The sequence below is a fragment of the Pseudoalteromonas shioyasakiensis genome (genome assembly GCF_001550135.1).
Lineage (GTDB): Bacteria > Pseudomonadota > Gammaproteobacteria > Enterobacterales > Alteromonadaceae > Pseudoalteromonas > Pseudoalteromonas shioyasakiensis.
This window is the reverse complement of sequence record NZ_LRUE01000020.1, coordinates 50,637-72,458: the sequence shown is the minus strand read 5'-3', so window position 1 is coordinate 72,458 and position 21,822 is coordinate 50,637. Positions and strand designations below refer to the sequence as shown.

Annotated in this window: 23 protein-coding genes and 1 tRNA gene (1 of these 24 cut by a window edge); 8 read left to right on the top strand and 16 right to left on the bottom strand. The window is 41.8% G+C overall.

Features of this window, described 5'->3' with window-relative positions; genetic code table 11:
* Both PASHI_RS22170 and PASHI_RS22105 read right to left on the bottom strand, forming a co-directional pair.
* Positions 1–58: transfer RNA gene (locus PASHI_RS22170), tRNA-Ser, on the bottom strand; it reaches 200 nt to the left of the window's first position.
* A 227-nt stretch (positions 59–285) separates the two neighbouring features.
* A complete protein-coding gene (locus tag PASHI_RS22105) occupies positions 286–426 on the bottom strand; it encodes a hypothetical protein (RefSeq protein ID WP_165385084.1) in 141 nt (46 codons plus the stop codon).
* A 323-nt stretch (positions 427–749) separates the two neighbouring features.
* Between PASHI_RS22105 and PASHI_RS15610 the strand changes: the two genes are divergently transcribed.
* Positions 750–1,598 (top strand): diacylglycerol/lipid kinase family protein, encoded by an 849-nt coding sequence (locus PASHI_RS15610; protein WP_062566263.1) that lies wholly within the window; start codon positions 750–752, stop codon positions 1,596–1,598.
* Between the two features lie 53 nt (positions 1,599–1,651).
* Here the strand turns inward: PASHI_RS15610 and PASHI_RS15605 are convergent, their stop codons facing one another.
* The gene (locus tag PASHI_RS15605) at positions 1,652–2,581 is read right to left on the bottom strand and encodes a DMT family transporter (RefSeq protein WP_054563712.1); all 930 of its coding nucleotides are present in this window, start codon (positions 2,579–2,581) and stop codon (positions 1,652–1,654) included.
* Between the two features lie 101 nt (positions 2,582–2,682).
* On the opposite strand from PASHI_RS15605, the gene PASHI_RS15600 reads away from it, so the two are divergent.
* Entirely contained in the window at positions 2,683–4,125 is a 1,443-nt protein-coding gene (locus PASHI_RS15600) for an aminotransferase-like domain-containing protein (protein WP_054563711.1), read from the top strand.
* A 62-nt stretch (positions 4,126–4,187) separates the two neighbouring features.
* On the opposite strand, the gene PASHI_RS15595 is transcribed toward PASHI_RS15600, so the two are convergent.
* Complete coding sequence (locus PASHI_RS15595; RefSeq protein ID WP_054563710.1) at positions 4,188–4,988, bottom strand: YggN family protein; 801 nt, start codon at positions 4,986–4,988, stop codon at positions 4,188–4,190.
* A 391-nt stretch (positions 4,989–5,379) separates the two neighbouring features.
* Between PASHI_RS15595 and PASHI_RS15590 the strand changes: the two genes are divergently transcribed.
* The gene (locus PASHI_RS15590; RefSeq protein ID WP_082389337.1) at positions 5,380–5,568 is read left to right on the top strand and encodes a PA3496 family putative envelope integrity protein; all 189 of its coding nucleotides are present in this window, start codon (positions 5,380–5,382) and stop codon (positions 5,566–5,568) included.
* Between the two features lie 52 nt (positions 5,569–5,620).
* Here the strand turns inward: PASHI_RS15590 and PASHI_RS15585 are convergent, their stop codons facing one another.
* The 3 genes from PASHI_RS15585 to PASHI_RS15575 all read right to left on the bottom strand — a co-directional run bounded on the left by PASHI_RS15585 (position 5,621) and on the right by PASHI_RS15575 (position 7,214).
* Positions 5,621–6,103: a glutathione peroxidase gene (locus PASHI_RS15585; protein WP_062566262.1), complete on the bottom strand. Its 483-nt coding sequence runs from the start codon at positions 6,101–6,103 to the stop codon at positions 5,621–5,623.
* Between the two features lie 107 nt (positions 6,104–6,210).
* Positions 6,211–6,510 carry an AzlD domain-containing protein gene (locus PASHI_RS15580; protein ID WP_058585371.1) on the bottom strand — a complete coding sequence of 100 codons (300 nt, stop codon included), beginning with the start codon at positions 6,508–6,510 and terminating at the stop codon, positions 6,211–6,213.
* Positions 6,507–7,214: an AzlC family ABC transporter permease gene (locus PASHI_RS15575; RefSeq protein WP_062566285.1), complete on the bottom strand. Its 708-nt coding sequence runs from the start codon at positions 7,212–7,214 to the stop codon at positions 6,507–6,509. The genes PASHI_RS15580 and PASHI_RS15575 overlap by 4 nt, the downstream gene beginning before the upstream one ends.
* Before the next feature lie 151 nt (positions 7,215–7,365).
* Between PASHI_RS15575 and PASHI_RS15570 the strand changes: the two genes are divergently transcribed.
* The gene (locus PASHI_RS15570) at positions 7,366–8,016 is read left to right on the top strand and encodes a cytochrome b/b6 domain-containing protein (protein ID WP_062566261.1); all 651 of its coding nucleotides are present in this window, start codon (positions 7,366–7,368) and stop codon (positions 8,014–8,016) included.
* Between the two features lie 62 nt (positions 8,017–8,078).
* Here the strand turns inward: PASHI_RS15570 and PASHI_RS15565 are convergent, their stop codons facing one another.
* Complete coding sequence (locus tag PASHI_RS15565) at positions 8,079–8,531, bottom strand: c-type cytochrome (RefSeq protein ID WP_058585373.1); 453 nt, start codon at positions 8,529–8,531, stop codon at positions 8,079–8,081.
* A 103-nt stretch (positions 8,532–8,634) separates the two neighbouring features.
* On the bottom strand, positions 8,635–9,105 hold the full coding sequence (locus PASHI_RS15560; RefSeq protein ID WP_054554628.1) for a DUF2721 domain-containing protein: 471 nt from the start codon (positions 9,103–9,105) through the stop codon (positions 8,635–8,637).
* 244 nt (positions 9,106–9,349) lie between these two features.
* On the opposite strand from PASHI_RS15560, the gene PASHI_RS15555 reads away from it, so the two are divergent.
* Together PASHI_RS15555 and PASHI_RS15550 are read left to right on the top strand one after the other, a co-directional pair.
* Entirely contained in the window at positions 9,350–12,751 is a 3,402-nt protein-coding gene (locus tag PASHI_RS15555) for a S8 family serine peptidase (protein WP_062566260.1), read from the top strand.
* Positions 12,752–12,880: 129 nt separating this feature from the next.
* The gene (locus PASHI_RS15550) at positions 12,881–15,046 is read left to right on the top strand and encodes a S9 family peptidase (protein WP_062566259.1); all 2,166 of its coding nucleotides are present in this window, start codon (positions 12,881–12,883) and stop codon (positions 15,044–15,046) included.
* Positions 15,047–15,067: 21 nt separating this feature from the next.
* Here the strand turns inward: PASHI_RS15550 and PASHI_RS15545 are convergent, their stop codons facing one another.
* The 4 genes from PASHI_RS15545 to PASHI_RS15530 are packed head-to-tail and all read right to left on the bottom strand — an operon-like array spanning position 15,068 to position 18,766.
* Positions 15,068–16,543: a sensor histidine kinase gene (locus tag PASHI_RS15545; RefSeq protein WP_062566258.1), complete on the bottom strand. Its 1,476-nt coding sequence runs from the start codon at positions 16,541–16,543 to the stop codon at positions 15,068–15,070.
* Positions 16,543–17,268, bottom strand: coding sequence for a response regulator transcription factor (locus PASHI_RS15540; protein WP_062566257.1), 726 nt, complete (start codon positions 17,266–17,268; stop codon positions 16,543–16,545). The genes PASHI_RS15545 and PASHI_RS15540 overlap by 1 nt, the downstream gene beginning before the upstream one ends.
* Positions 17,269–17,326: 58 nt before the next feature.
* The gene (locus PASHI_RS15535) at positions 17,327–18,055 is read right to left on the bottom strand and encodes a spondin domain-containing protein (RefSeq protein WP_062566256.1); all 729 of its coding nucleotides are present in this window, start codon (positions 18,053–18,055) and stop codon (positions 17,327–17,329) included.
* A gap of 9 nt (positions 18,056–18,064) precedes the next feature.
* Positions 18,065–18,766, bottom strand: a complete 702-nt coding sequence (locus PASHI_RS15530) for a spondin domain-containing protein (protein ID WP_062566255.1) — start codon at positions 18,764–18,766, stop codon at positions 18,065–18,067.
* Positions 18,767–18,971: 205 nt separating this feature from the next.
* On the opposite strand from PASHI_RS15530, the gene PASHI_RS15525 reads away from it, so the two are divergent.
* Positions 18,972–19,343, top strand: coding sequence for a DUF4870 domain-containing protein (locus tag PASHI_RS15525; protein WP_054563699.1), 372 nt, complete (start codon positions 18,972–18,974; stop codon positions 19,341–19,343).
* Between the two features lie 57 nt (positions 19,344–19,400).
* A complete protein-coding gene (locus PASHI_RS15520) occupies positions 19,401–19,841 on the top strand; it encodes a YqaA family protein (RefSeq protein ID WP_062566284.1) in 441 nt (146 codons plus the stop codon).
* Between the two features lie 248 nt (positions 19,842–20,089).
* On the opposite strand, the gene folX is transcribed toward PASHI_RS15520, so the two are convergent.
* Genes folX through folM form a run of 3 tightly spaced genes read right to left on the bottom strand, consistent with a single transcriptional unit; the run spans position 20,090 to position 21,744 of the window.
* Positions 20,090–20,449 carry a dihydroneopterin triphosphate 2'-epimerase gene (gene folX / locus PASHI_RS15515; RefSeq protein WP_054554637.1) on the bottom strand — a complete coding sequence of 120 codons (360 nt, stop codon included), beginning with the start codon at positions 20,447–20,449 and terminating at the stop codon, positions 20,090–20,092.
* Positions 20,450–20,451: 2 nt separating this feature from the next.
* Complete coding sequence (gene folE / locus PASHI_RS15510) at positions 20,452–21,006, bottom strand: GTP cyclohydrolase I FolE (RefSeq protein ID WP_055199245.1); 555 nt, start codon at positions 21,004–21,006, stop codon at positions 20,452–20,454.
* 18 nt (positions 21,007–21,024) lie between these two features.
* Positions 21,025–21,744 (bottom strand): dihydromonapterin reductase, encoded by a 720-nt coding sequence (gene folM, locus PASHI_RS15505; RefSeq protein WP_062566254.1) that lies wholly within the window; start codon positions 21,742–21,744, stop codon positions 21,025–21,027.
* Positions 21,745–21,822: the final 78 nt, after the last annotated feature.

Here is a 21,822-nt window from a genome sequence, read left to right as displayed (position 1 = left end):
GCTACAAACCCCTGCCGGTTTTCAAGACCGGTGCATTCGACCACTCTGCCATCTCTCCACATCGTGATGCGAGAATAATACTTAGCTGAATCGGCTGTGTAAATAGGAAAAAGTTTGTTTGCTTGTTTTTTGAGCGTAAAGAGGGAGTTTTTTGTAAAAAGGTTTAATTAATTGCTGTTTTTAACTTAAAAGAAAGGGGTTGGAGCAGTAAACGGAGGAGCTAAAGAAGGATCTTCGTTAGTGGTTGGGTGTTTACTGCACCGATAAAGTAACCATGGTTGGGGATTACTTTTGTTGTACTACGCCGCCAAGAGCTAACTTTTTGCCGTAGCGATTTAGTTTTGCCAACATTTTTGCTTTGCGGTTTGTTGGTTTTACGGCAACATGAGTTGCAGCGTTTTGGTTTAATGTATTAATTGGGTTCATTACTTTGCTCCGGGTTGTGTTTGGTTGAAAACGTGAGTATTTTGCAATCAAACTGAACAAAAATAAAACGATAAAAATTGAGTCTGTCGGATAACTTTTTCTAATCCAAAAACCTTTTATTAACATGGGGTTAAGTTTTTAACTTAGTGGTATCTTGCATTCTTATGCAGTTTGTTTAACGCTGAAGTGTAGGTAAATAAAGGTTTTTAGTTTTTATTCTTTTTATTTATGCGTTTTTAGAGTGAGAAAGTGACTAAATATTCAGATTAATATAATTTGAACGAGTGTGGTGTTTTTCCATGCAAGAAAAGAAGTAACCGTTGATGTTGATAATAATAAAGCCAAGTGACAAAAAAAATCATAAAAACAGTGTTGATTGGCTACTAAAAGAATGTAAAAAAAGACAGATTGAGCCTGAACTGTATTTAACCACAGGCAAGTTTGAGAATGATTGCGCTGATATAGCGCTTTTAGCTAAGAACCAGACTCAAGTTGTGGTGATTGGTGGTGATGGGACGCTGCATTTAGCTGTTAATGCATTAATGTCGAGTCGCTGCTCTATCGCGTTAATTCCGGCAGGCACAGGAAATGATTTTGCTCGTGGCTTTGCGTGTAAACAACAGGCTTGGTATGACGCTGTTTTTATTAGCCGTACTGAGTTAATCGATGTTGGACAAATCAATCAGCGCTATTTTATTAATGTGGCGGGAATAGGTTTTGACGCTGAAGTCGTGACTCAACTAAATAAAGCCGGAAGTTTTAGCTCGTTTGGCTACACTTGGCAGGGCATCAAGCAGCTATTTTCATTTAAGGCACAGTCAGTTCAGGGTGAGTTTAATGGTAAAGCACTCAGCTACAGTAATTTAGCGACGATTTTTGCTAATCATCATTACTTTGGTGGTGGCTTAAAGATTGCCCCTCGGGCAAAGTTAAATGATGGTCAGCTTGATTGCTACTGCATGCCAGCTGGCGGTTTGTTGAAAAACCTGATCAGCTTTTTGTATTTACTGCTCGTAAAGCATCATGGTTTGCAAGCGCTAGAATATACCCAGTTAACAACTGCAGAGGTCACCACGAAAGGGTTGGCTATAGAAGCCGATGGTGAGCTTGTTGGTTTTACTCCGGCTAAGATTAAGATACACAAACAAGCACTTCGTTTTCATATGCCATAAAAAAGCGCCGGCAAATTTGCCGGCGCTTGGTGTTAGAGGCGACATAGTCACTTCTAACTGGGGACGGAGCTTTTTTGCTGTAGGTTACGTGCAGCAAAAAATGCTTTAATTTGTCGAGTAGGAGTCAGCACGATAGCATTACCGAATAACACCAAGCTAAATCCCATAAAGGTATTCGCTTGCCATTCAAATCCTTCAAATAAAGTACTTAACACCACTGCAACCAGTGGGAATAACACGATCACATAGCTTGCGCGCTCAGGGCCGATGTTTTTAAGTAGCGCGAAGTAACAAGCAAATGCGATTACGGTGCCAAACACTGCTAAGTAGAAAAGCGATACCCAATAGCTACTTGGGGCGTTCAACGTGAGCTCAACGTCGCTTACTAAAACATAAGCAGCTAGACCTAAAGCGCTGTATAACATACCCCAGGCATTGCCTTGAAGTACGCCAATGTTACGTTGTGAATTTCGAACACTGACCATATTCCCCAATGAAGCCACAAAGGTTCCAGATAGCGCAAGTAGTAACCCGACCAACGCACCGTTACTCAAGTCGAATTGCTGAATTTGTGGCCAAAATAAGCTGGCAATACCCATTACGCCAAGTAGAGCCCCAAAGTAAATTCGTTTAGCAATTGGCTTTGCGAAGAACAAGCGGGTGTTAATAATGTTCATCAATAGCAACATCGAAAACGCTATTGAGGCCATTGCTGAGGTGAGATAGTTCTGCGCCCAATACAGCACTAAATAATTTAAACCAAAGTTAAATAAGGCTAATAAAGCAAAAAATCCGTGATCACGCAGTGAATAATGCATAGGTAGCTTTTTCATGAGCACAAAGGCCCACATTAAAATAGCTGCAATGGCAAAGCGGTAAAATAAAGAGACCTCAACAGCGACATCACCTAGTTGAAACTCAATAGCTAGCCAAGTCGATCCCCAGATCAGTACTGTAGCAAGGTAGAGAGCGGCGCTTTTCATAGTTAGTACCCAAAAAGTGAAAGTATGTTCATTTTAATCCTCTTCTGTATACTTAACATATACAGAAAACTAGAAATGCAACCTATACAGTTTGGTGGGCTATGTCACAAGTTATCAGTCGTAGTAACAGTGAGTTCTTATATCAACAAGTTATTCAGCTAGTTAGAGATCTTTGCTTGCAAGGCTCGTTATTACCGGGTGAAAAGTTACCTTCGCTCAGAAAAATGGCAGACAAGCTCAACATCAGTATTCCTACTGTAAAACAAGCGTATCAATTACTTGAAGGGCAAGGATTGATTGAAGCAAGAGAAAAGTCAGGGTACTTTTTAAAGTCTTCACAGTTAAATCAGTCACGACCAAAGCGAGTTAGGCTCAGTCGAGAGCCGACCACAGTCAATAAGCAAGGCTTGATTGAGCAAGTCTACAGCGCTATCCATAAAGCTAATGTGGTGCCATTTGGTATCGCCAACCCTGTAGCCGCTGCACCGACAGATAAAGCACTGGCACGAACAATGCGCCGAGTAATGACATTAGCGGGCGCATCGGCAATTAATTACGGCCCGATGGATGGCTTTGCACCACTTAAAAAACAACTCATTCATCGCTATCTTGATTTTGGCATTGGGGTTGATAGCGATGAATTAGTGATCACCAATGGTGCTCAAGAAGCGTTGGCGATTGCCCTTAAGTGTGTCGCTAAACCCGGTGATGTTATTGCTATCGAGTCGCCTTGTTATTTTGGCATTATCGAATTAATTGAAAGCTTAGGCTTAAAGGCACTGGAAATACCGCTATGCCCCGATGAAGGAATATGGCTAGATGATTTGGCTCAAGCACTCGATGAGCATGATATAAAAGCCTGTGTGTTTTCAACCTCATTAAATAATCCTGTTGGCAGTTTTATGCCTGATGCCAAGCGTGAGCAATTAGTGGCACTTTTAGAGCAGCGTGACGTGGTGCTTATTGAGGATGATGTTTATGGCGACTTACATTTTACAGCTAAGCGTGCCACTCCTGCACAAGCTTATTCAAAAAAGGGCTTAGTGATCACCTGCGCGTCGTTTTCAAAAACAGCCGCACCTAGTTACCGCATTGGTTGGATCATTGCCGGTAAGTTTGCAGAGCAAGCAAGGCGACACAAACGTGCGCTTAGTTGCTCAGCGCCACTTATAAACCAGTGGACCTTGTATGAGTTTATAGCTAGCGGTGAGTACGACCGTAACATTCGTTTGCTTAGACAGCGCTTAAGTACCAATAAAGAACGTATGATTTGGTGCCTGCAGCAATATATGCCAAGTTGTGCGCGTATAAGTAACCCGCAAGGGGGCTGTGTTATCTGGGTTGACCTTGGTAGCCAATATGATGCGGTAAAGTTATTCCACTTGGCATTAGAGGCGGGGATCAGCATTACTCCAGGTTTGATATTCTCAGCGGGTAAAAAGTACCGTAGCTGTTTTCGCTTAAGTTATGGCTTGCCTTGGTCTGAAAACTTAGAGCAGGCGATTAAAACGTTATCGCAACTGACTGTGCTGGCCAAAAAATAAAAAAGCGCAGAGCAAGCTCTGCGCGAAAGGACCAAGTGTTTTGGTTCAGGGATGTTAATTCATTACTCTGCGTTCTGTTTAAAAGTAAATAGTTGATACTCTTTTAGCTCTGGTACTAGAACCACTAGCTCTTGCTCTTTATGAGCGATATCAGCAAAGCTGCCGCATAACGCATCTGCACGCTCTTCAAGTTGAGCTGCCTGTGTTTCTACACGAGCTTCGATTTGTGCGCCCATGTTTTCCATACGTTGCTCAAACTCATCCATGTCGCCACCTGAACCTAAAAGTTCAGAGCCTAGCGCCACTAAAATACTGCCCATCGATTGCATCATGGCTGACTCGACAGCCGATTCGATTTGCTCATCGAATTGGTCTTCAAAGTTTTGGCCAAATTTTTCGAAATTTTGCTGACCCATGGTGAACGCACCTTGCTGATAGAAAGCGTTTTGTACTTCTACGCTGATATCGTCCATTAATTCTGAAATGTCGCTTAGGCCATCAATATTGAAAGCATTTGATACTTCTTCGATGGCTACACCAGCTATTTTTACACCATCAAGTGCGATATTTGCTACTTCAGGAAGTTGGCTGCGTAAGCTGTCTGAGTAATCTGCAATTGCTTGCTGTTGTGAAGCATCAAGCGACACGCTTTGACCATCGATATATAAAGTGTGTTGATCGATGATTTTCATAGTGCGATTATCGGCTGTGTATACTTCTAACTCGCTTGGTGTAATGCGTACATCATTTATAAATTCAACATCACACTGCTCACCGCTGAATGAAATATTTGTATCATTATCGTTATGAGCCATTGCGCCGGTAGCGATAAATAAAGAACTTACTAACAATAACTTTTTCATTTTTTTCTTTCCTGTTTGAAATGACACAAATACATAATCAAATTGAATGCCAAAATTTATAAATTCAATTAATTCAAAATCTTGCTGTGTTTTGAGGCTTTTTCAAAAATTGCGGGGAATAACTTTTTAACCATTTTTTAGTCAAATTAACTAAAAAATACACATGCATAAATGACTTTTATCGAAACGATAAAAAACTCTCACTTTTCAGAAATCAAATTTAGCGCTATTTATTCACAATATTGACATATGACCTATTTAGCATGGGTGTATGGCTTTATTTTGGTGGTTTTTTAGATACTAAATTACTACTGAGCTTTTTAATCTTTGCCAATTCATCGAGCAAATTTTAATCTCAAGAATTGGTCTCAAACACTTTATGGAGTGGGTTGTGGGTAAGACATTTAGTTATGACGCGCTAGATGACGATTTTGTTGAAGACGAGTACGAAATGGTCGGGCGTAATCAACACGACAAGAAAAAGCAACGCGTAAAGAAGAAGTTGGAAGACTATCTTGAACAAAAACGCTTGCGCAGAAACTTAGGCGATGACGACTTTGACGAGTACTTGAACGACTAAGCATAAATTTAGATAAAGAGGCAATTTGCCTCTTTATTGCTTTTAGGCTTTGTTATTTGTCCAGCGCAGCTGCGATGTCTGACTCGAGCTGTTCAGGCTTTGTCAGTGGCGCATATCGCTTAATGGCCTTGCCATCTTTACCAATTAAAAATTTGGTGAAATTCCATTTTATTTTGCGGGTGATAAACCCCGGTAATTCTGATTTTAGGTATCTAAAAACAGGGTGAGCATGTTCGCCATTCACATCGACTTTGCTCATCATTAAAAAGCTAACGCCGTAGTTAATTAGGCAGCCTTCTTTAATTTCTTTTGCATCACCTGGTTCTTGTTTTCCAAATTGGTTACATGGAAAACCAATTATTACTAAGCCTTGCTCATGATACTTTTCATGCAGTGTTTGTAAGCCTTCATATTGTGGAGTGAAACCGCATTTACTTGCGGTATTTACAACAAGCACAACCTTGTTTTCAAAATCAGAAAAGTCAACGGTTTGGCCTTGTAGGCTGGTGGCAGAAAGTTGGTGAAATTCGCTCATAATGATAACTTTTTATTATTGTTGCATTGATTCTAACTTGCTTGGCATTTTTCTAAAAGGGTAAATTTTAATCAGCGGTTTTTCTTACTTGGCGTTAAGCATCGCAGCTAACTTAAAATTATAAACAATCCCATCCCTGCCAGTGTTGTGTAGTATATGTTATGTGTTTTATAGGCCACGATAACAGACACAACAGCAGCACTTAGGTAAGGGTTTTGCCAATCTAGATTTATCCCTTCGTCATTAATAAACACAATGGGCACCCAAATTGCGGTGAGTACTGCAGGGGCGCTAAAACTTAAGAATTGCTGCATTTTCGGGCCGACTTTAAACGGTAATGCGCGGTGTAAAAATAAGTAACGTGTGAAGAAGGTGATACACGCCATTAATAAAATGGTGGTCATCATTGTGTATGCTCCTCTTTTGCTTGCCAGCGACTAATTAGATAACCAACCGTCATAGCGATAAGAGCCGCGGTGACAAGCCAAAGTTGAAAGCCCTGACTTTTTAATAGTGTTGCAACAACGCCTGCGGTGATCACTGTAGCCAGTGTTGCAAGGTTCTTTACACCCGGAATAACTAAAGCAATAAACGTGGCAGCGATGGCAAAATCAAGGCCAAGATTTGTTAAATCGGGAAGGAGACTTCCTGCGACAATACCTAGCAAGGTCCAGATATTCCAAGCAATATAAAAACTAAAACCGGCACTGAGTGCATAAATAAGGCGCACTTTTGTGCGGTACGCTTTGCGATGGTGCGAAAAAGCAAATAACTCATCCGTCAGTACAAAACTCACTGGTAGTCGCCAACGAAAGGGTTGATCTATGACTTTGTGGCGAATAGCTAAACCATATAAAAAGTGCCGTGAGCTAATAATGAGAGTGGTAAATAAGATAGTTAAAAGCGGGGTATTGCCGGCCATTAATTCAATCGCAACGAGTTGTGCTGATCCTGCAAATACCAACAACGACATAGCTTGTGTTTCTAAAGCACTGAAGCCATTTTGAACGGCTAACGAGCCACATAAAATCCCCCAAGGTAACACCGCAAGACATAAGGGGAGCATGTCGAAAAACCCTTTTAGCAAGGCTCTTATTGTTGATTTATGCATCTTATCGCTCATGTTTGTTGTTATGGCTCAGATCAAAACAGCTGAAATAGAGGTGTGTCAAAATAACTGAAGTTTGCAATAATGTATAGCCGAACCCATTGCTGAAATTTCATATCTGCAAGTTATAAGCGTCTTTAAAGGGAAAGTTACAATGTCTAAAGTTAAAGTATGGGATGGCTTTATAAGAAGCTTCCATTGGTTATTAGTTGCGGCCATCGCAACCCTCTATTTTAGTGCTGAAGAAGGTATGTTGGAGCTGCACTTTGCTGCAGGCTACTTCACTCTAGCGCTTATTATTACACGTCTTGTTTGGGGCCTTATTGGTAGTAAAACGGCAAAGCTGTCTGCGCTTATTCACTCACCTGTTGCTGCAATTAAGTCATTTACAAGCAATGAACATAAGGCGGGTCACGGCGCGGCGGGTAGTTATATGGTGATAGCCTTTTTTGCGTTACTCATTGTGCAGCTAACCTCTGGCTTAATGACTAGTGACGATATATTAACGGATGGTCCACTCGTCGAGCATGTATCCTCAGATACCGTAGAGTTTGCCGGTTGGTTACATCATTTAAACTTTGATATTTTGTTGTATGCCATTGTGTTGCATGTAATAGCGATTGTGATTTACCGCATTAAAGGAAAAAACTTAGTGAAACCTATGCTTACGGGTAATAGTGAGCAAGTTGCGGTTACTGAGCCTGTCACTAAATCACCGTTGATAGCTTTTGTTATTTTTGCAGTGTGCTTAGTGGTGCTATTTACGACTTGGGGTGCAGAGCCGCTCAGCTATTTGCTTGGGTAGCAACTTCAAAACATGAAAAAAAGGCGCTAATAAGCGCCTTTTTAGTTTAAATCATAACTAGACTAGTCTTTGAAAGACTTATGGCAATCTTTACAGCCTTTAGCCCAAGCGCCAAATGCTTTGCCGATTACTTTCTTATCGCCACTTTGTGCTGCTACTGCTAGCTCATCAGCATATTGTTGGAAAGCAACTGCTTTTTTCATAAAGGTTTCGTTGTCGCTCCATACAGCTGCAAGTGCAGATGTATCACCCTTGTCAGAACCCGCTACGAAAGCTTCCCAAGGCATTTTAGATAATGCCGCTGCATTGTCGGCACGCTTTTGAAAACGTTCTGCATCAAAAGGTACTTTTCCTTTTAGCATATCGCCCATGTCACCAATTTGTACGCGGATCATTGAAAATGCTGCTTGACGATACTCGATTGCATCGCTTGGCTCTTCAAATACAGAATTTGCTGAAGCGCCTAGTGCCATTGTTGAAAGCATTGCACCCACTACTAATTGTTTTAATTTCATTCCTTTTGCCCCTTAAGATGTCATAAAAGTAAACTAACTGAGTTTTATCTTAGCTCAATATAATATTCAAGTGTATCGCGGTTAATCTTAACTTAAGTTTAATTTAATCATTTATATCAATATCAGCGAAGATCATGCCGCGGCGCATGCTTCTTGTTGCTAAGAAAACCTCGCATAGTAAAGATAAAAATCCACATATCAAAAGCGCCATAGCAGCCACAAAGCAGCTAGCAATTGTCACGCTCAAGTTGATAGATTGAATATGCGATAAAAATAGACACATAACCACAGCACATACTAATAAGGCACTGAGTACACTTAGACTAAATGCAATATGGATGCAGCGAGAGCGTTTCAACAGTGCCCTTAGCTCCGTTGTTAATGACTTATTGAAGTCTTCATCCGTACTGACTTTAAGTTTACGTTCTAACTGTCTCGCTCGATCGGTAATACGCGCTAAGCGGTTTGAAAGCACGCCTAACGTTGCAGCAATACCGGTAATTAAAAAGACGGGTGCAACAGCCGTTTGAATCACCTTTGCCATGGTAAGAATGTTGATTACTTCTGAATTCATTTTCAATACTCTATTTACTAAAACTCAACACACTGTTCATTTACAAATATTTACAACTCTAGCTTGCATCTTTAAATCATTTTAAAACAATATGTTACTTAAACTCAGTGTTCTTTGTTTTAGCTGAATGTAATTCTTATGTAACAGAAATGTTGTTCTTGCTAGGGTTTCCGTTTTATATTAGTTCTGAAACTTTGTTTCAATCACTATTTAGACGATAACATAACATATCCCAGGGGAACCCATGTCTAAAAATCTAATAAAAAGAACTGCAGTTGCTTTGGCTGTAACCAGTGCAATGTGCGCTAGTGCACAAGCCAATGACTTTTCTAAATATAATCTTGCCGGCAAAAAATTAATCCAATCGAGCGCGGTAACTAAAAAAGAACAAAAAGCTCATCGCGAAGCTACAAGCTGGTTAATTAAGTTAAATGCTCCAGCATCAGTTAATGCTAAAACAATGGGCGCGGATGTAGCGTCAATTCAAGCGCAAGCAAAAGTAGCGCAAGCAAGCGTAGAGCAAGCAATCAATAGTATGGACTTGCCTGTACAAGTTGTCGCTAAAACATCAACACTAGTAAGCTCAATCGTAGTCAATGGTAATAAGCAAGATGTTGCTAAGTTACTATCGAACTCTCAAGTTGAGGGCATTTACCCAGTATACGATTATGAATTGCATGTTGCTGACAGCGCTGACTATATTGAAGCAACTCCTTTAGTATCTAATGGTTTAGCAACAGGTGAAGGTGTTCGCGTTGCTGTGCTTGATACAGGTATTGACTACACTCATACCGCTTTTGGTGGTGCGGGGACTGATGAAGCCTATGCGGCAGCTATTGCTGATCCTGCGTCAGTTGATTGGCCACAAGGTAAAGTATTAGGTGGTTATGATTACATTAACGATGATGCCGATCCTATTGATGTAGATACAAACCACGGTACACACGTTTCTCACTCTGTTAACGGTATTGCACCAAACGTAGATTTATTTGTTTACTCTGTATGTAATAGTGGCTGTCCAGGCCTTGCACAACTTTTAGCTCTTGAAAGTGCAATGGATCCGAATGGTGACGGTGATATGAGCGACCGTGTTGATGTTGTAAATATGTCACTTGGTGGCGATTACGGTGATATTGCAAACGATGCAGTTGGCCTATTCATCAACCAAGCAGTTAAACTTGGTACAAACGTTGTTATCTCTGCTGGTAATGATGGTGCTTATCCATTCATCGTAGGTGGCCCAAGTACAACTGAAAACGCTCTTTCAGTGGGTGCGATGACTCACCCTACCGGTGAAGAATCAGTTGGTAGTGGTACAGTTAATGGTGAAGAAGCTGTTGTGCAGCCAGCCAGCTTTGGTCCACAGATGGCATTTAGCTACACTAATGAAAACTTGGAACTTGTGTACCCAGATGCAAATCAAACGGCTTGTGAAGCGTTTGCTGACGACGTAGATTTTACAGGTAAAGGCGTTATCATAGACCGTGGTGCATGTGCATTTACAGTTAAAGTATTAGCAGCACAAGCTAAAGGCGCAGAGTTTGTTATTATTGCAAACAATAATGACGATGGCACGCCAGCACCTATGGGCGGTTCAGATCCAACTGTTACTATCCCTTCTGTAGGCGTAACGTTTGCAGCTGGTACAGCTCTAAAAGCGGGCGGTACGTTTAACCTAACAGTTGAGCGTCTTGTTATGTCTGGCGCGATTGCTGATTTCACATCGCGTGGTCCTTCAATGGGCGGGCTGTTAAAACCAGAGATTACAGCACCAGGTGTAAACATCATGACTGCTCATCCTGGTCTTGGTGATGGTCTTACTGGCGCAACAGGTACTTCATTCTCGGGTCCTATTACTGCTGGTGCGGTGAGCTTATTAAAAGAAGCGCTGCCAGAGCGTAACGCGTTTGAAATTAAAGCGACATTAATGAACACGGCAAACCTAAATGTAACTATGGAGCCGTTAGCGATTAACCCAGACGCTGAGCTTGCACCAATTAGTTATATCGGTGCGGGTCTTGTTGATGTAAACAAAGCGGCTAACTTACCGGTTGCTGCTTGGGCTGCAGATACCAAACAAGCTGCGCTTTCGTTTGGTTTAGTAAACGCATCAGAAACAGTTGAGCTTACTAAAACAGTTCAAGTTAAGAACTTCTCTAACGAAGACCAAGTGTACACACTTTCTCTTGAACAACGTTATGCAGACGATGTTGAGCGTGGTTCATTCTCACTTGACTACCCAGAGTCAATTACAGTGCCAGCAGGTCAAACAATGTCATTTGACGTGACAGCAACAATTGATCCTGCAACTCTACCTGAGTGGACTTTAACTGAGGAAAATATTGGTTCTCAAGATGCTACGGCTGACTTAACTAACCTAGAGCTTGATGGTGCGCTAATCTTCTCTGATGGCAGCGATGAAGCATTCCACCTTGTTTATCACGTATTACCAAAAGCAAATGCGGCAATGAGCTTCATGCCAGTTGTGACTGATAACGGCGTTGCACATGAAGTAACAAACACAGGTGCGGTAGCACTTGATCCTGTATTTGCTCCTACAGTAATGACTGATGATATTGATGAAGACCAACGTTTTGACTTAGTAGGCGCATCAATCGAAACATTTGCTGTATCAGCTGAAATTTGTGAAAGCGGTTATGTAACACTTACTACATTAGTGCTAAACGAGGGAATTACTCACTCTTACGTGGGTGGTTTCATGGCTGACTTCGATATGGACCAAGATGGTGTTTACGATGTTACAGTACAAAATGGTAAGTTAGAGTGGTTCTACGATGTTGAGCCGGGCACTGCAATTACCTTTACTCACGGCTATGGTAGTGCTTCTGGTTTCTTAGATAATTATTACCAAATTATCGGTAACAACCACCTCACAATGCAAAGCTGTATTGAAGCATTTGGCCTAACAGCCGATGACATTGGTCGAGCAACTGTAGATGTTCGTTTCCGTACAGAAGAAGAAACATGGACACCAATTGCAACTGAAGAAGGTGATGTTGCAATGGGTACTTACACATTCACAGATGCATCAAGTGATGTATATGCAATGTTTGTAGATGAAGCTGGTGAAGCTGTTAGCTCAATTGAACCAGGTGCTTCAGCTACTTTATACAATGCAGGTGAAGACTTCATGATTCTTTCAGACTCGGGTTCTAAAGCGTATGCTGCAACACCTGAATCAGACTCGAATACTCCACCAGTTATTGTTGATACTGAGTTCTCTGTTGATGAAAACACTGAAAATGGTACGGTAATTGGTACGCTAGAAGCAACTTATGGTGCTGATTTAGCAAGCCCTGTTACAGAGTTCATTGTAATTAGCTCAAGTTCAACAGCTATTTCAGTAACATCTTCAGGTGATGTTGTAGTTATGAATCAAGACGTACTTGATTATGACGCTGGTTTAACATCAATTGAACTAGAAGTTGTTGCAACTGACAGATCAGGTAATGTTTCAGAGTCTGCTATGGTAACTGTTACAGTTAACAACCTAGCTGATGAAGCGTCTGAGCAACCAGTTGTAGTTGAAGAACCAGAGAAGAAAAAATCTTCTTCAGGTTCACTAGCATGGTTAACATTACTTGCTACACCGTTCGCATTTATGCGTCGTCGTAAGCAAAAGTAATTACTTGATAAGTAAGTGATAAAAGGGAGCTTCGGCTCCCTTTTTACATTGCTTCACAAAGGCTACTTATATATTGCAGTTTTTTTACTTATATTGGAGACAGAATAATAAAACGAAAACAGGAATCCCATGAAAGTTGGCCATTCACTTTGCCTAGCGGCACTCTCTTTAGCTGTTCTATCAGCGTGTAATAAAGTCCCAGATAATAAAGAAAAAGCTGTTATCACAGAGCAAGTTCAGATTGCAGCACCCGTCGCCAAAAAAATACCTCATGAAATGACCATTCATGGAGACACTCGTGTCGATAACTACTATTGGATGCGTGATGATAAGCGCAAAGATGCCGCTGTTATTGCTCATTTGAATGCTGAAAATGCGTATGTTGAAAGTAAGTTAGCGCATACTCAAACGCTACAAAACACCCTGTTCGAAGAACTTAAAGGGCGTATTGAGAAGGATGATGATACGGTACCGACAAAAAAAGGGGAATATTACTATTTCTCACAAACGCGCGGTGATGACGAATATCCGGTTTATGTGCGCAGCAAAGATAGCCAAGGAGAAGGTAAGCAGGTTATCTTAAATGTGAATGAGCTTGCTAAAAATCATGATTATTTTGCCGTAACAGGTTTAGCTGTCAGCCCAAATGGCAATTTGCTGGCTTATGGTGAAGACACTGTGAGTCGTCGTATTTACACAATTAAAGTAAAAGATTTAACCACAGGTAAAATGCTCACAGAAAGCCTTGAAGGTACAGAAGGTGATGTCGTGTGGGCTAATGACAACAAAACCTTTTACTACATCAAAAAAGACCTACAAACGCTGTTAGGCTACCAAGTATATCGCCATACGCTAGGCACCCCGCAAGCCGACGACGAACTCGTTTACGAAGAGAAAAATACCAGTTATTACACCGGTATTTACAAGAGTAAAGACCAACAAGAAATCTATATTAGCCATGGCAGCACCAGTGCATCGGGCGTCTCGGTTATTGATGCAAATGATGTCAAAGCAATGCCAAAACGTTTTATTGAACGCGAAGCAGGGCTTGAATATGACATCAAAAAGTTAGGCGATTGGTATTACATCGTTACCAATTTAAATGCAGTTAACTTTCAACTGATGAAAGTGCATCGCGATAAAGCGCATGATAAAGCAAATTGGCAAACGCTAATTGCTGGTCGTGATAACGTAAAGCTTGAAGGCATTGAGTTATTTAACAATCATTTAGTATACGAAGAGCGAGAAATGGGGCAAACCCGTATCACTATTCGTGACCTTCGTAACCAACAAGAGCAAGTCGTTGCGTTTAATGACCCAACCTATATGGTCTTTAGTTATGGTAATGGTGAGTTAGATAACCCTAACTTACGTGTTTACTATTCAAGTATGACGACGCCAGGCAGCAGCTACGATATCAACCTAGAAAGTGGTGAAAAAAACCTGCTTAAACAGCGTAAAGTGTTAGGTGATTTTAATCCTGACAATTATGCCTCTGAGCGAGTTTACGTGACCACCCGAGATGGTGTCGATGTTCCTGTGAGCCTTGTTTATCGTAAAGACATGTTCAAAAAAGACGGCTCTAATCCGCTTATGCAATATGGTTATGGTTCGTATGGTGCGACCATGGATCCGAGCTTTTCTAGCTCTCGATTAAGCTTACTTGATCGTGGTTTTGTGTTTGCGATTGCGCATATACGTGGCTCACAAATGCTGGGTCGTCCTTGGTACGAAGACGGCAAGTTGCTGAAAAAACAAAACAGCTTTAATGACTTTGTTGATGTGACTAAATCATTAGCAGCTCAAAAGTATGGTGATAAGGATAATATTTTTGCCATGGGTGGCAGTGCAGGTGGCTTACTAATGGGGGCTGTTGTGAATCAAGCGCCTGAACTTTATAAAGGGGTGATTGCAGCAGTGCCTTTTGTTGATGTAGTCACGACCATGTTAGATGCCAGCTTACCACTGACAACGAATGAGTATGACGAGTGGGGCAACCCGAACGATAAAGTCTATTACGATTACATGCTGTCATATTCGCCGTATGACCAAGTTAAGAAGCAGGCTTACCCAAATATGTTAGTCACCACCGGCTTACACGACTCTCAAGTTCAGTATTTTGAGCCTGCAAAATGGGTTGCTAAGCTACGTGAATATAAAACCGATGATAACCTGTTGCTGTTCAAAACCGACATGGAAGCAGGGCACGGCGGCGCTTCTGGGCGCTTTAAAAGCTTGCAAGATACCGCTTTATATTACGCCTTTATGCTCGATTTAGCGGGTATCGAAAAATAATAACAACACAGGCATCCGTGATTAAGCGGATGCCTGCATCGCTAAATTAAAACGAAATTCACTGCCTTTTCCTAAGGTACTTTTTACGTTTATTTCACTATCCATTAGGTTGAGCAGTTGCTTGCAAATAGCAAGTCCCAAGCCTGTTGAGCCTCGTTTTATACTATTACGCGCCTGATAGTGAGGTTCGAAAATCGCATTGAGTTCATCCTCATGAATACCAACCCCGGTATCAGACACTGCCACGTATAACTGATCACTTTGCTGGCTAACTTTAACGGCTATTTCACCGCCATTTGGGGTGTGCCGAATGGCATTTTCGATTAAGTTTGTAAGCACCCGCTCTAATTTTGCAATATCTGCTGTCACGGTAAAATCGCAAATTTCGGGAATAACCTTGAGCGAAATCCCAGCTGATTGCGCTGTTAGAGCAAGCTTTGCCACACAATCATAAATCAACTCGCCCAAATTAAAGGTCTCGGATTGTATTTTCACTTGGCCGCACTCTAAATTAGCCAGCTCAAAAATTTGTTCAATCAGCTGTTTTAGTTGCTGGCAGTTATCCATTGCAAGGTTGAGATAATGACGTTGCTCGGGCTCGTTTAAGTGGCTATCCGGTTTATTGATCACCTCTAGAAAGCCGTGCAGTGAAGAGAGCGGCGTACGTAAATCGTGTGATAAATGAGTGAGTAACTCTCGGCGTTGCTTATCAGCGTGCTGTAATGACTGAAACTGCTCATCAATACGCGCCAGCATGGCATTGACGCCTTTGCTTAAATTGCCAATTTCATCATCAGCTGTATAGCTAGAGTCCAATGACATTTTGGTTAGGCTGTAGTTAGCCGCTTCTATTTTATTAAGCTCTTTATTGAGTTTTTTGAGCGGTAAGGTGAAAAACCGAAATAACAGCAACATCGCAATAAAGAGCGCAACTAAGGCGGCTACAAACCACATTGCGGCTAGCCAAAGGTTATCATTGGCTTTTATGTTTTTAAGGGTTGTATCGTAAGCTTGCCCGCCAATTATCACGTACAAATAGCCTTGCAGTTGTTGCTGATTATAAACTGGTGCGGTCGAAAAAATTTTTACGCCATCCTTGCTACGTGGATCGTCACCATAAATCGGTGTGGCAGTGGGGTTGTCGAGTAGCTGCTGTATTGGGCTTAAGTTTATTTGTTGCCTTACGACTTGCCCCGGTTTGGCTGAATAAGTCAGTAAATGACCTTCTGGGTCTACAAAATAAAACTCAAAAGCCGGACCAAGTATCATCAGCGTGTGAAATAAGTTTTCTAGTGCCTTATAGTCATACACACCTTGCTGGATCAGTGGGTTATCATGCACTAAATGTTCGGCTAATTGAAGGTGCAAGTTTTGCTGAGCATGGTGTACCGAGCTTTGCTCTAGCTGCTTACTCCAATTTAAGACGAGTGCGCACAACAGGCTAAAAATAAGCACTAATGACCAAGCGAGTTTTTGATAAAGCGTCATTGATTTCATTAGTTTGCACTCAATTGACCGGGGTTTAATTTATAGCCTACACCCCAAACTGTTTCGATAAAGTTGGCTGGGTGATGTTGCTCAAACTTACTGCGTAAACGGTTTATATGGGAATTAACCGTATGCTCGTAGCCGCTGTGTTGATAGCCCCATACTTGGTCTAGTAATTGTTGGCGGCTAAAAACATGGTTTGGGTGTTTAGCAAAATAGACCAGTAAATCGAATTCGGTGGCGGTTAAGTTAATTGCTTGGTCAGCTAAAAATGCTTGGTGGCTGGCAAATTCAATGTGTAGTTCTCCAAGTTGAATTGCCGCTTGAGCGCTATCTTCATGATGTGATTGAGCTGCCATAAGTTGTGACCTATGCCGTAATTGTGTTTTTATTCGTGCTTGTAATTCTCTGGCGAAGAAAGGCTTGCAAATATAGTCATCAGCGCCCATTTCCAAACCAATCACTCTGTCCATATCGCTACTGAGTGCGGTCAGTAAAATAACGGCAATACTTGGGTAGTGCTCTTTAATTTTGCGGCATAAGCTCAAGCCATCCATTTGTGGCAGGTTAATATCAAGCAGTACTAAGCCGTAACTTGAGCTGGCAAGCTTCTTTATTGCAGCTTCAGCGCTCGAGGCTTCATCAATATGTAAGTTTAGGCAGTGCAATTGTGTGCTGATAAGTTGGCGGATTGCTCTATCATCTTCGACGATTAATAATTTTTCTTGGCGCATGGCTCACTCCAAATCACAGAGGCACATCCTTATGACCTCGGTGTAAGGAGTGCGATTATTATTGCGTCCGCGTTATCGTGATCCGAGCAACCGGGTTATCAAACTTATGCTGGCTTGTGAGCACAGAGTTTGTCAGGCCATCATCTTGACTAACCACACCTGGGTGCATTGCAACACGGTTAATATCGTCACGCATTTCGTTGTAGCCTTCGCCTGAGTCGGCAGGACCAGGGATCGTGCCTTGTGCTTCAGAGTTAGCCTCTGTGCCTGCATCATAGGCAAAACTAGTACGAGACAGTGACTCATTAACCGCTAACGAAGACACGTCTATAGCATTAAGACCGGTAAACGCGTCATTTGTATTCACCAACATGGTCGCTAAGCTAATTTTTAATGAATCAAGCTCTCCCGTTGTCAGGGTCAACGTGACTTGCTCACCTGGTGGTAATGGGCTTTCTGCTGAAGCTGCTTGCATTGTCATTTCTGCTGCGAGTAGCTCGCTGTTATCGCCGCCTTCAGCCATAATTTCAAGTGCTTCAGATGCTGGCTCGCCAATTTTCCAAAGCATGCCATCGGTGTGAGCAATCACAGCAACAGGGGAGAAAGGTTGAGCAGCGGTGAGATTGACTACCTCCACCATAAATTGATGATTTGTTGCCATCTCACCCATTTCCATTGTCATTTCTTCCAGCGCTTCATCCATGTTGTCTGATGATTTATCTGAATCCCCACAGGCCGCAAGGCCGGCACTCAATGCGAGGATAATTAAGCTTTTTGAAAAGCGCATAATAACCTCCTATTTAACCGTAACTGTTAGCATCGCAACTGGGTTTAACCATCTGTGTACGGTGTTATCGAGGTCACTCATACCTGCTTCTAAATCGTCGTCACCTAAATTACCCGGATGAATATGCACCATCATATTGGTTTCGCTACTGGTGACGCCGCTACTATTCATACCCGCATTACCACCCGGTGCGGCAGGAATGCCTGGCGTGCCCGGCATACCTGAACCCTCAACAACAAGCTCATCATTGGCTTCGGTGCCAGCATCATAGGCATTGAGATAAACTGTGTAGGTACCAGCCTCTGTTGGGATCATCCAACTATCTAAACCTACAAAGCCATCATTGGTAGGCAGTAGCATGGCTGTTAGAGATAAGTAGTTATTGCCATCCTTGGTGGATAAGCTCGCCATCGTTGAGCTTGCTGGGGCTAATAAACCTTCAGCTGGGTTGGCAACCATGTCGCTGTTTGCGGCTGTGGCTTCAGTCATCAATGGCTCGAGATTGCCACCTTCAGCCATAGTCTGTAGGGCTGTAGAAGCAGGCATAGCAACGCTGAAAAGTTTGCTGTCACTGTTATGGGCAGTAATGAGAATAGGGGTAAAGTGTAAACCTTGCGTGAGGTTAGTTAGTTTTATATCAAGCTCAGCAGCTTGGCTTGCAAGGCTAGTTACTGCGCATGCAGCGAATAAAGTTAAAGGTAAAGCTTTCATGTGAGATTCCTGTTTTTGATGATTCAAAACCAGTATCGAATAGCAATATCCAGAAACCCTCACGAAGTTATCACATTTTTATCACAACGCTGATTACAGCCTTTTTTGCTGGTTGAGAGTTTTAAATTTAACCAATTTAACTAGGGTAAAAAGTCATTACGGTTTATAGTAGAGAAACAAACAGACCCATAACAAGGAATTTAAAATGGATGATAATCAAAAAGTTGAAATAATTGTGGCAGATAAAGAGCAGCGCACATGGGCAATGTTTTGTCACTTAAGTGCCTTAGCAGGCTTGCTTTTCCCGTTTGGTTCGGTGATTGGGCCTTTGATTGTTTGGCTTGTAAAAAAAGAAGAAATGCCACTTGTTGCTGAGCATGGTCGCAAATCATTAAACTTTCAATTAACCATGATGATTGCTTACATTGTGTGCTTTATGCTGATGTTTGTTGTCGTTGGAGTCATCCTGCTACCATTAGTAGCGCTATTCTCATTGATTATGGTGGTCGTATCGGCGATTAAAGCCAACGATGGTAAAGAAGTTAAATACCCTATGGCGATAGAATTTATAAAGTAAACTAATTGCCATATACTAAAAGCTCAGCCATTTGCTGAGCTTTTTTATGTGATGTTTATGGCCTACTTATCGTTATTTTTCAGCGCGTTTATTTCCGCAACCTTATTACCTAGCTCTTCAGAATTAGTAATGACAGCTATGATAGCCAGTGGTGACTATCTACTTTGGTTGTTATGGTTAAGTGCAACTGTAGGCAATGTGCTTGGGAGTTGTGTGAATTATTGGCTGGGCACGCAAGTCATGCGATTTAAAGAGCGTAAATGGTTTCCCGTTTCACAAAAGTCGATAGACAAAGCCGAACAGCAATTTAATAAATACGGTATTTACAGTTTGCTATTTGCTTGGCTGCCTATTGTCGGCGACCCTTTAACGGTTGTTGGCGGAATTTTTAGGGTTAAGTTTTCAATCTTTTTGTTACTCGTGACCCTAGGCAAAGGCGCACGTTATTTAGCTGTGCTTGCCTTTGCGGTGGGACTAGGGCGTGTTTACCTTTTATGATTAATTTTGCAGCAGTGTGTTTGGTATTTAGGCAAGGCAGAGCCTATGTAGTGTGGTTGTTCCACATAAATAGGTGATAACGCAGCATCAATGCCAAACACGCGCTGCCCTTCGGGTTCTTCCTAGGGGCGATTAACTCTTTGTTGCTCGATTTTTACTTAGCCCACTAGGTTACAAATCTCGCGCCGCGATTAAATCGCCCCTAGAGTGAACAAATTTTAATCCACAAAGGTGAACACGCCCTTATTTTAACTTTTTTGCCAATCTAGGGTCAGTGATACTGAATCAGCAAAGCGCAGCGCATGAGGTTTATCGACGCGCACTTTGGCATAGTGAACGCTTTGATGCTGGTGGCAAATTGCTAAAATTTCAGCAACCAATTTTTCTAACAGTAAAAAGTGGCCTTCTTCGACAAGGCTGATCACTTCTTTAGTAATGGTCTTGTAGTTTAGTGCTTTATCGACTGCGTCAGTTTCACAAGCTTGATCAGCAGGGTAATGAATTTCTAAATTAATCACTACATCTTGTTTTTTCTCACGTTCCTCAGGGTTAAAACCTATAAAGGTTCGTAGCCTGAGGTTAGTGACATTAATAATTGCGTTGGCCATCATTACCCTCTAACTAGTTGTAAGAACTCGTTACGGGTTTTTGGATCGGCTCTGAAGTTACCTAACATAACTGATGTACGCATACTTGAGTTTTGCTTTTCAACGCCGCGCATCATCATACACATATGTTTTGCCTCGACGATTACGCCAACACCTTTCGCGCCTGTCACTTCTTCAACCGCTTTAGCAATTTGATGGGTTAATTGCTCTTGAATTTGAAAACGACGTGCGAACATGTCAACAATTCGCGCAAACTTAGATAAACCAAGCACTTTGCCATCAGGAATATAAGCAATATGGCAGCGGCCAACAAATGGCAGCAAGTGGTGCTCACACATAGAGTAAAGCTCAATGTCTTGGATCAATACCATGTCATCGGCATCTGAAGTGAATACCGCATTGTTGGTGATTTCATCTAATGTTTGACGATAGCCTTTAGTCAGATACTCCATCGCTTTTGCTGCGCGTTTTGGTGTGTCGAGTAATCCTTCACGAGCAGGATCTTCACCTACTGCGGTAATTATTTGTTGGTAACTATTTTTTAAATCATCGTGCATAGCTTTCTCTGTAATTCGTTATTTTAAATGTCTGCCACCATCAACAGGCATAGAACGACCTGTGATGTAGTGACTGCTTAGTAATAGTTCTACGCTGTTAATAATCTCGGCGCAGCCGGGCTCAATGCCCATTAGCGATTTCTTTAATGTTTTGGCTTTGTATTCGTCGCTATCGTGTTCATTAAAAATAATTAACGAAGGGGCGATAGCATTCACTTTAATGTCTGGTGCAAATTTAGCGGCAAACGACTTGGTTAAATTATCAAGCGCTGCTTTGCTTGCTGCATAAGCAAGGTGCTTAGGGCTGCCTTTTTCAACCACATAATCGGTTAAGTGAATAATATCTGCGGCTTGGCCACTGTTTTGCTGATAATGCAGTAGCAAATCAGAAGCTGCTAAATTAATTAAATAGGGCGCTTTGGCGTGGATACGCATCATGTTATCGAATAGGTCTGCGTAATCGTGGTTATTTGCTTCGCAATCCCAGCTAGACGCATTATGGATAATTGCCTTGAGCTGGTTGGTATGGGTTTTTAATTCTTCGATAAAATGCCCGATAGCTTGGTCACTATTAAAATCAGCATGGATGCAAATAGCGCCTTTACCTGCAAGCACATCAATTGCTTCATGGCGGGTACGGTAAGTGACGATGATTTCTTGCCCTTGCGCTAAAAAGTGCTCGGCCAGAGCGAGTCCAATACGTTGGCCTGCGCCAGTAATTAAAATGGGCGATGACATAAACTAATATAAAACCTTAGATTTTTGATTTGAAATGTAATGTATTTAACTGTAACAACTATAAACCAAATTACAGAA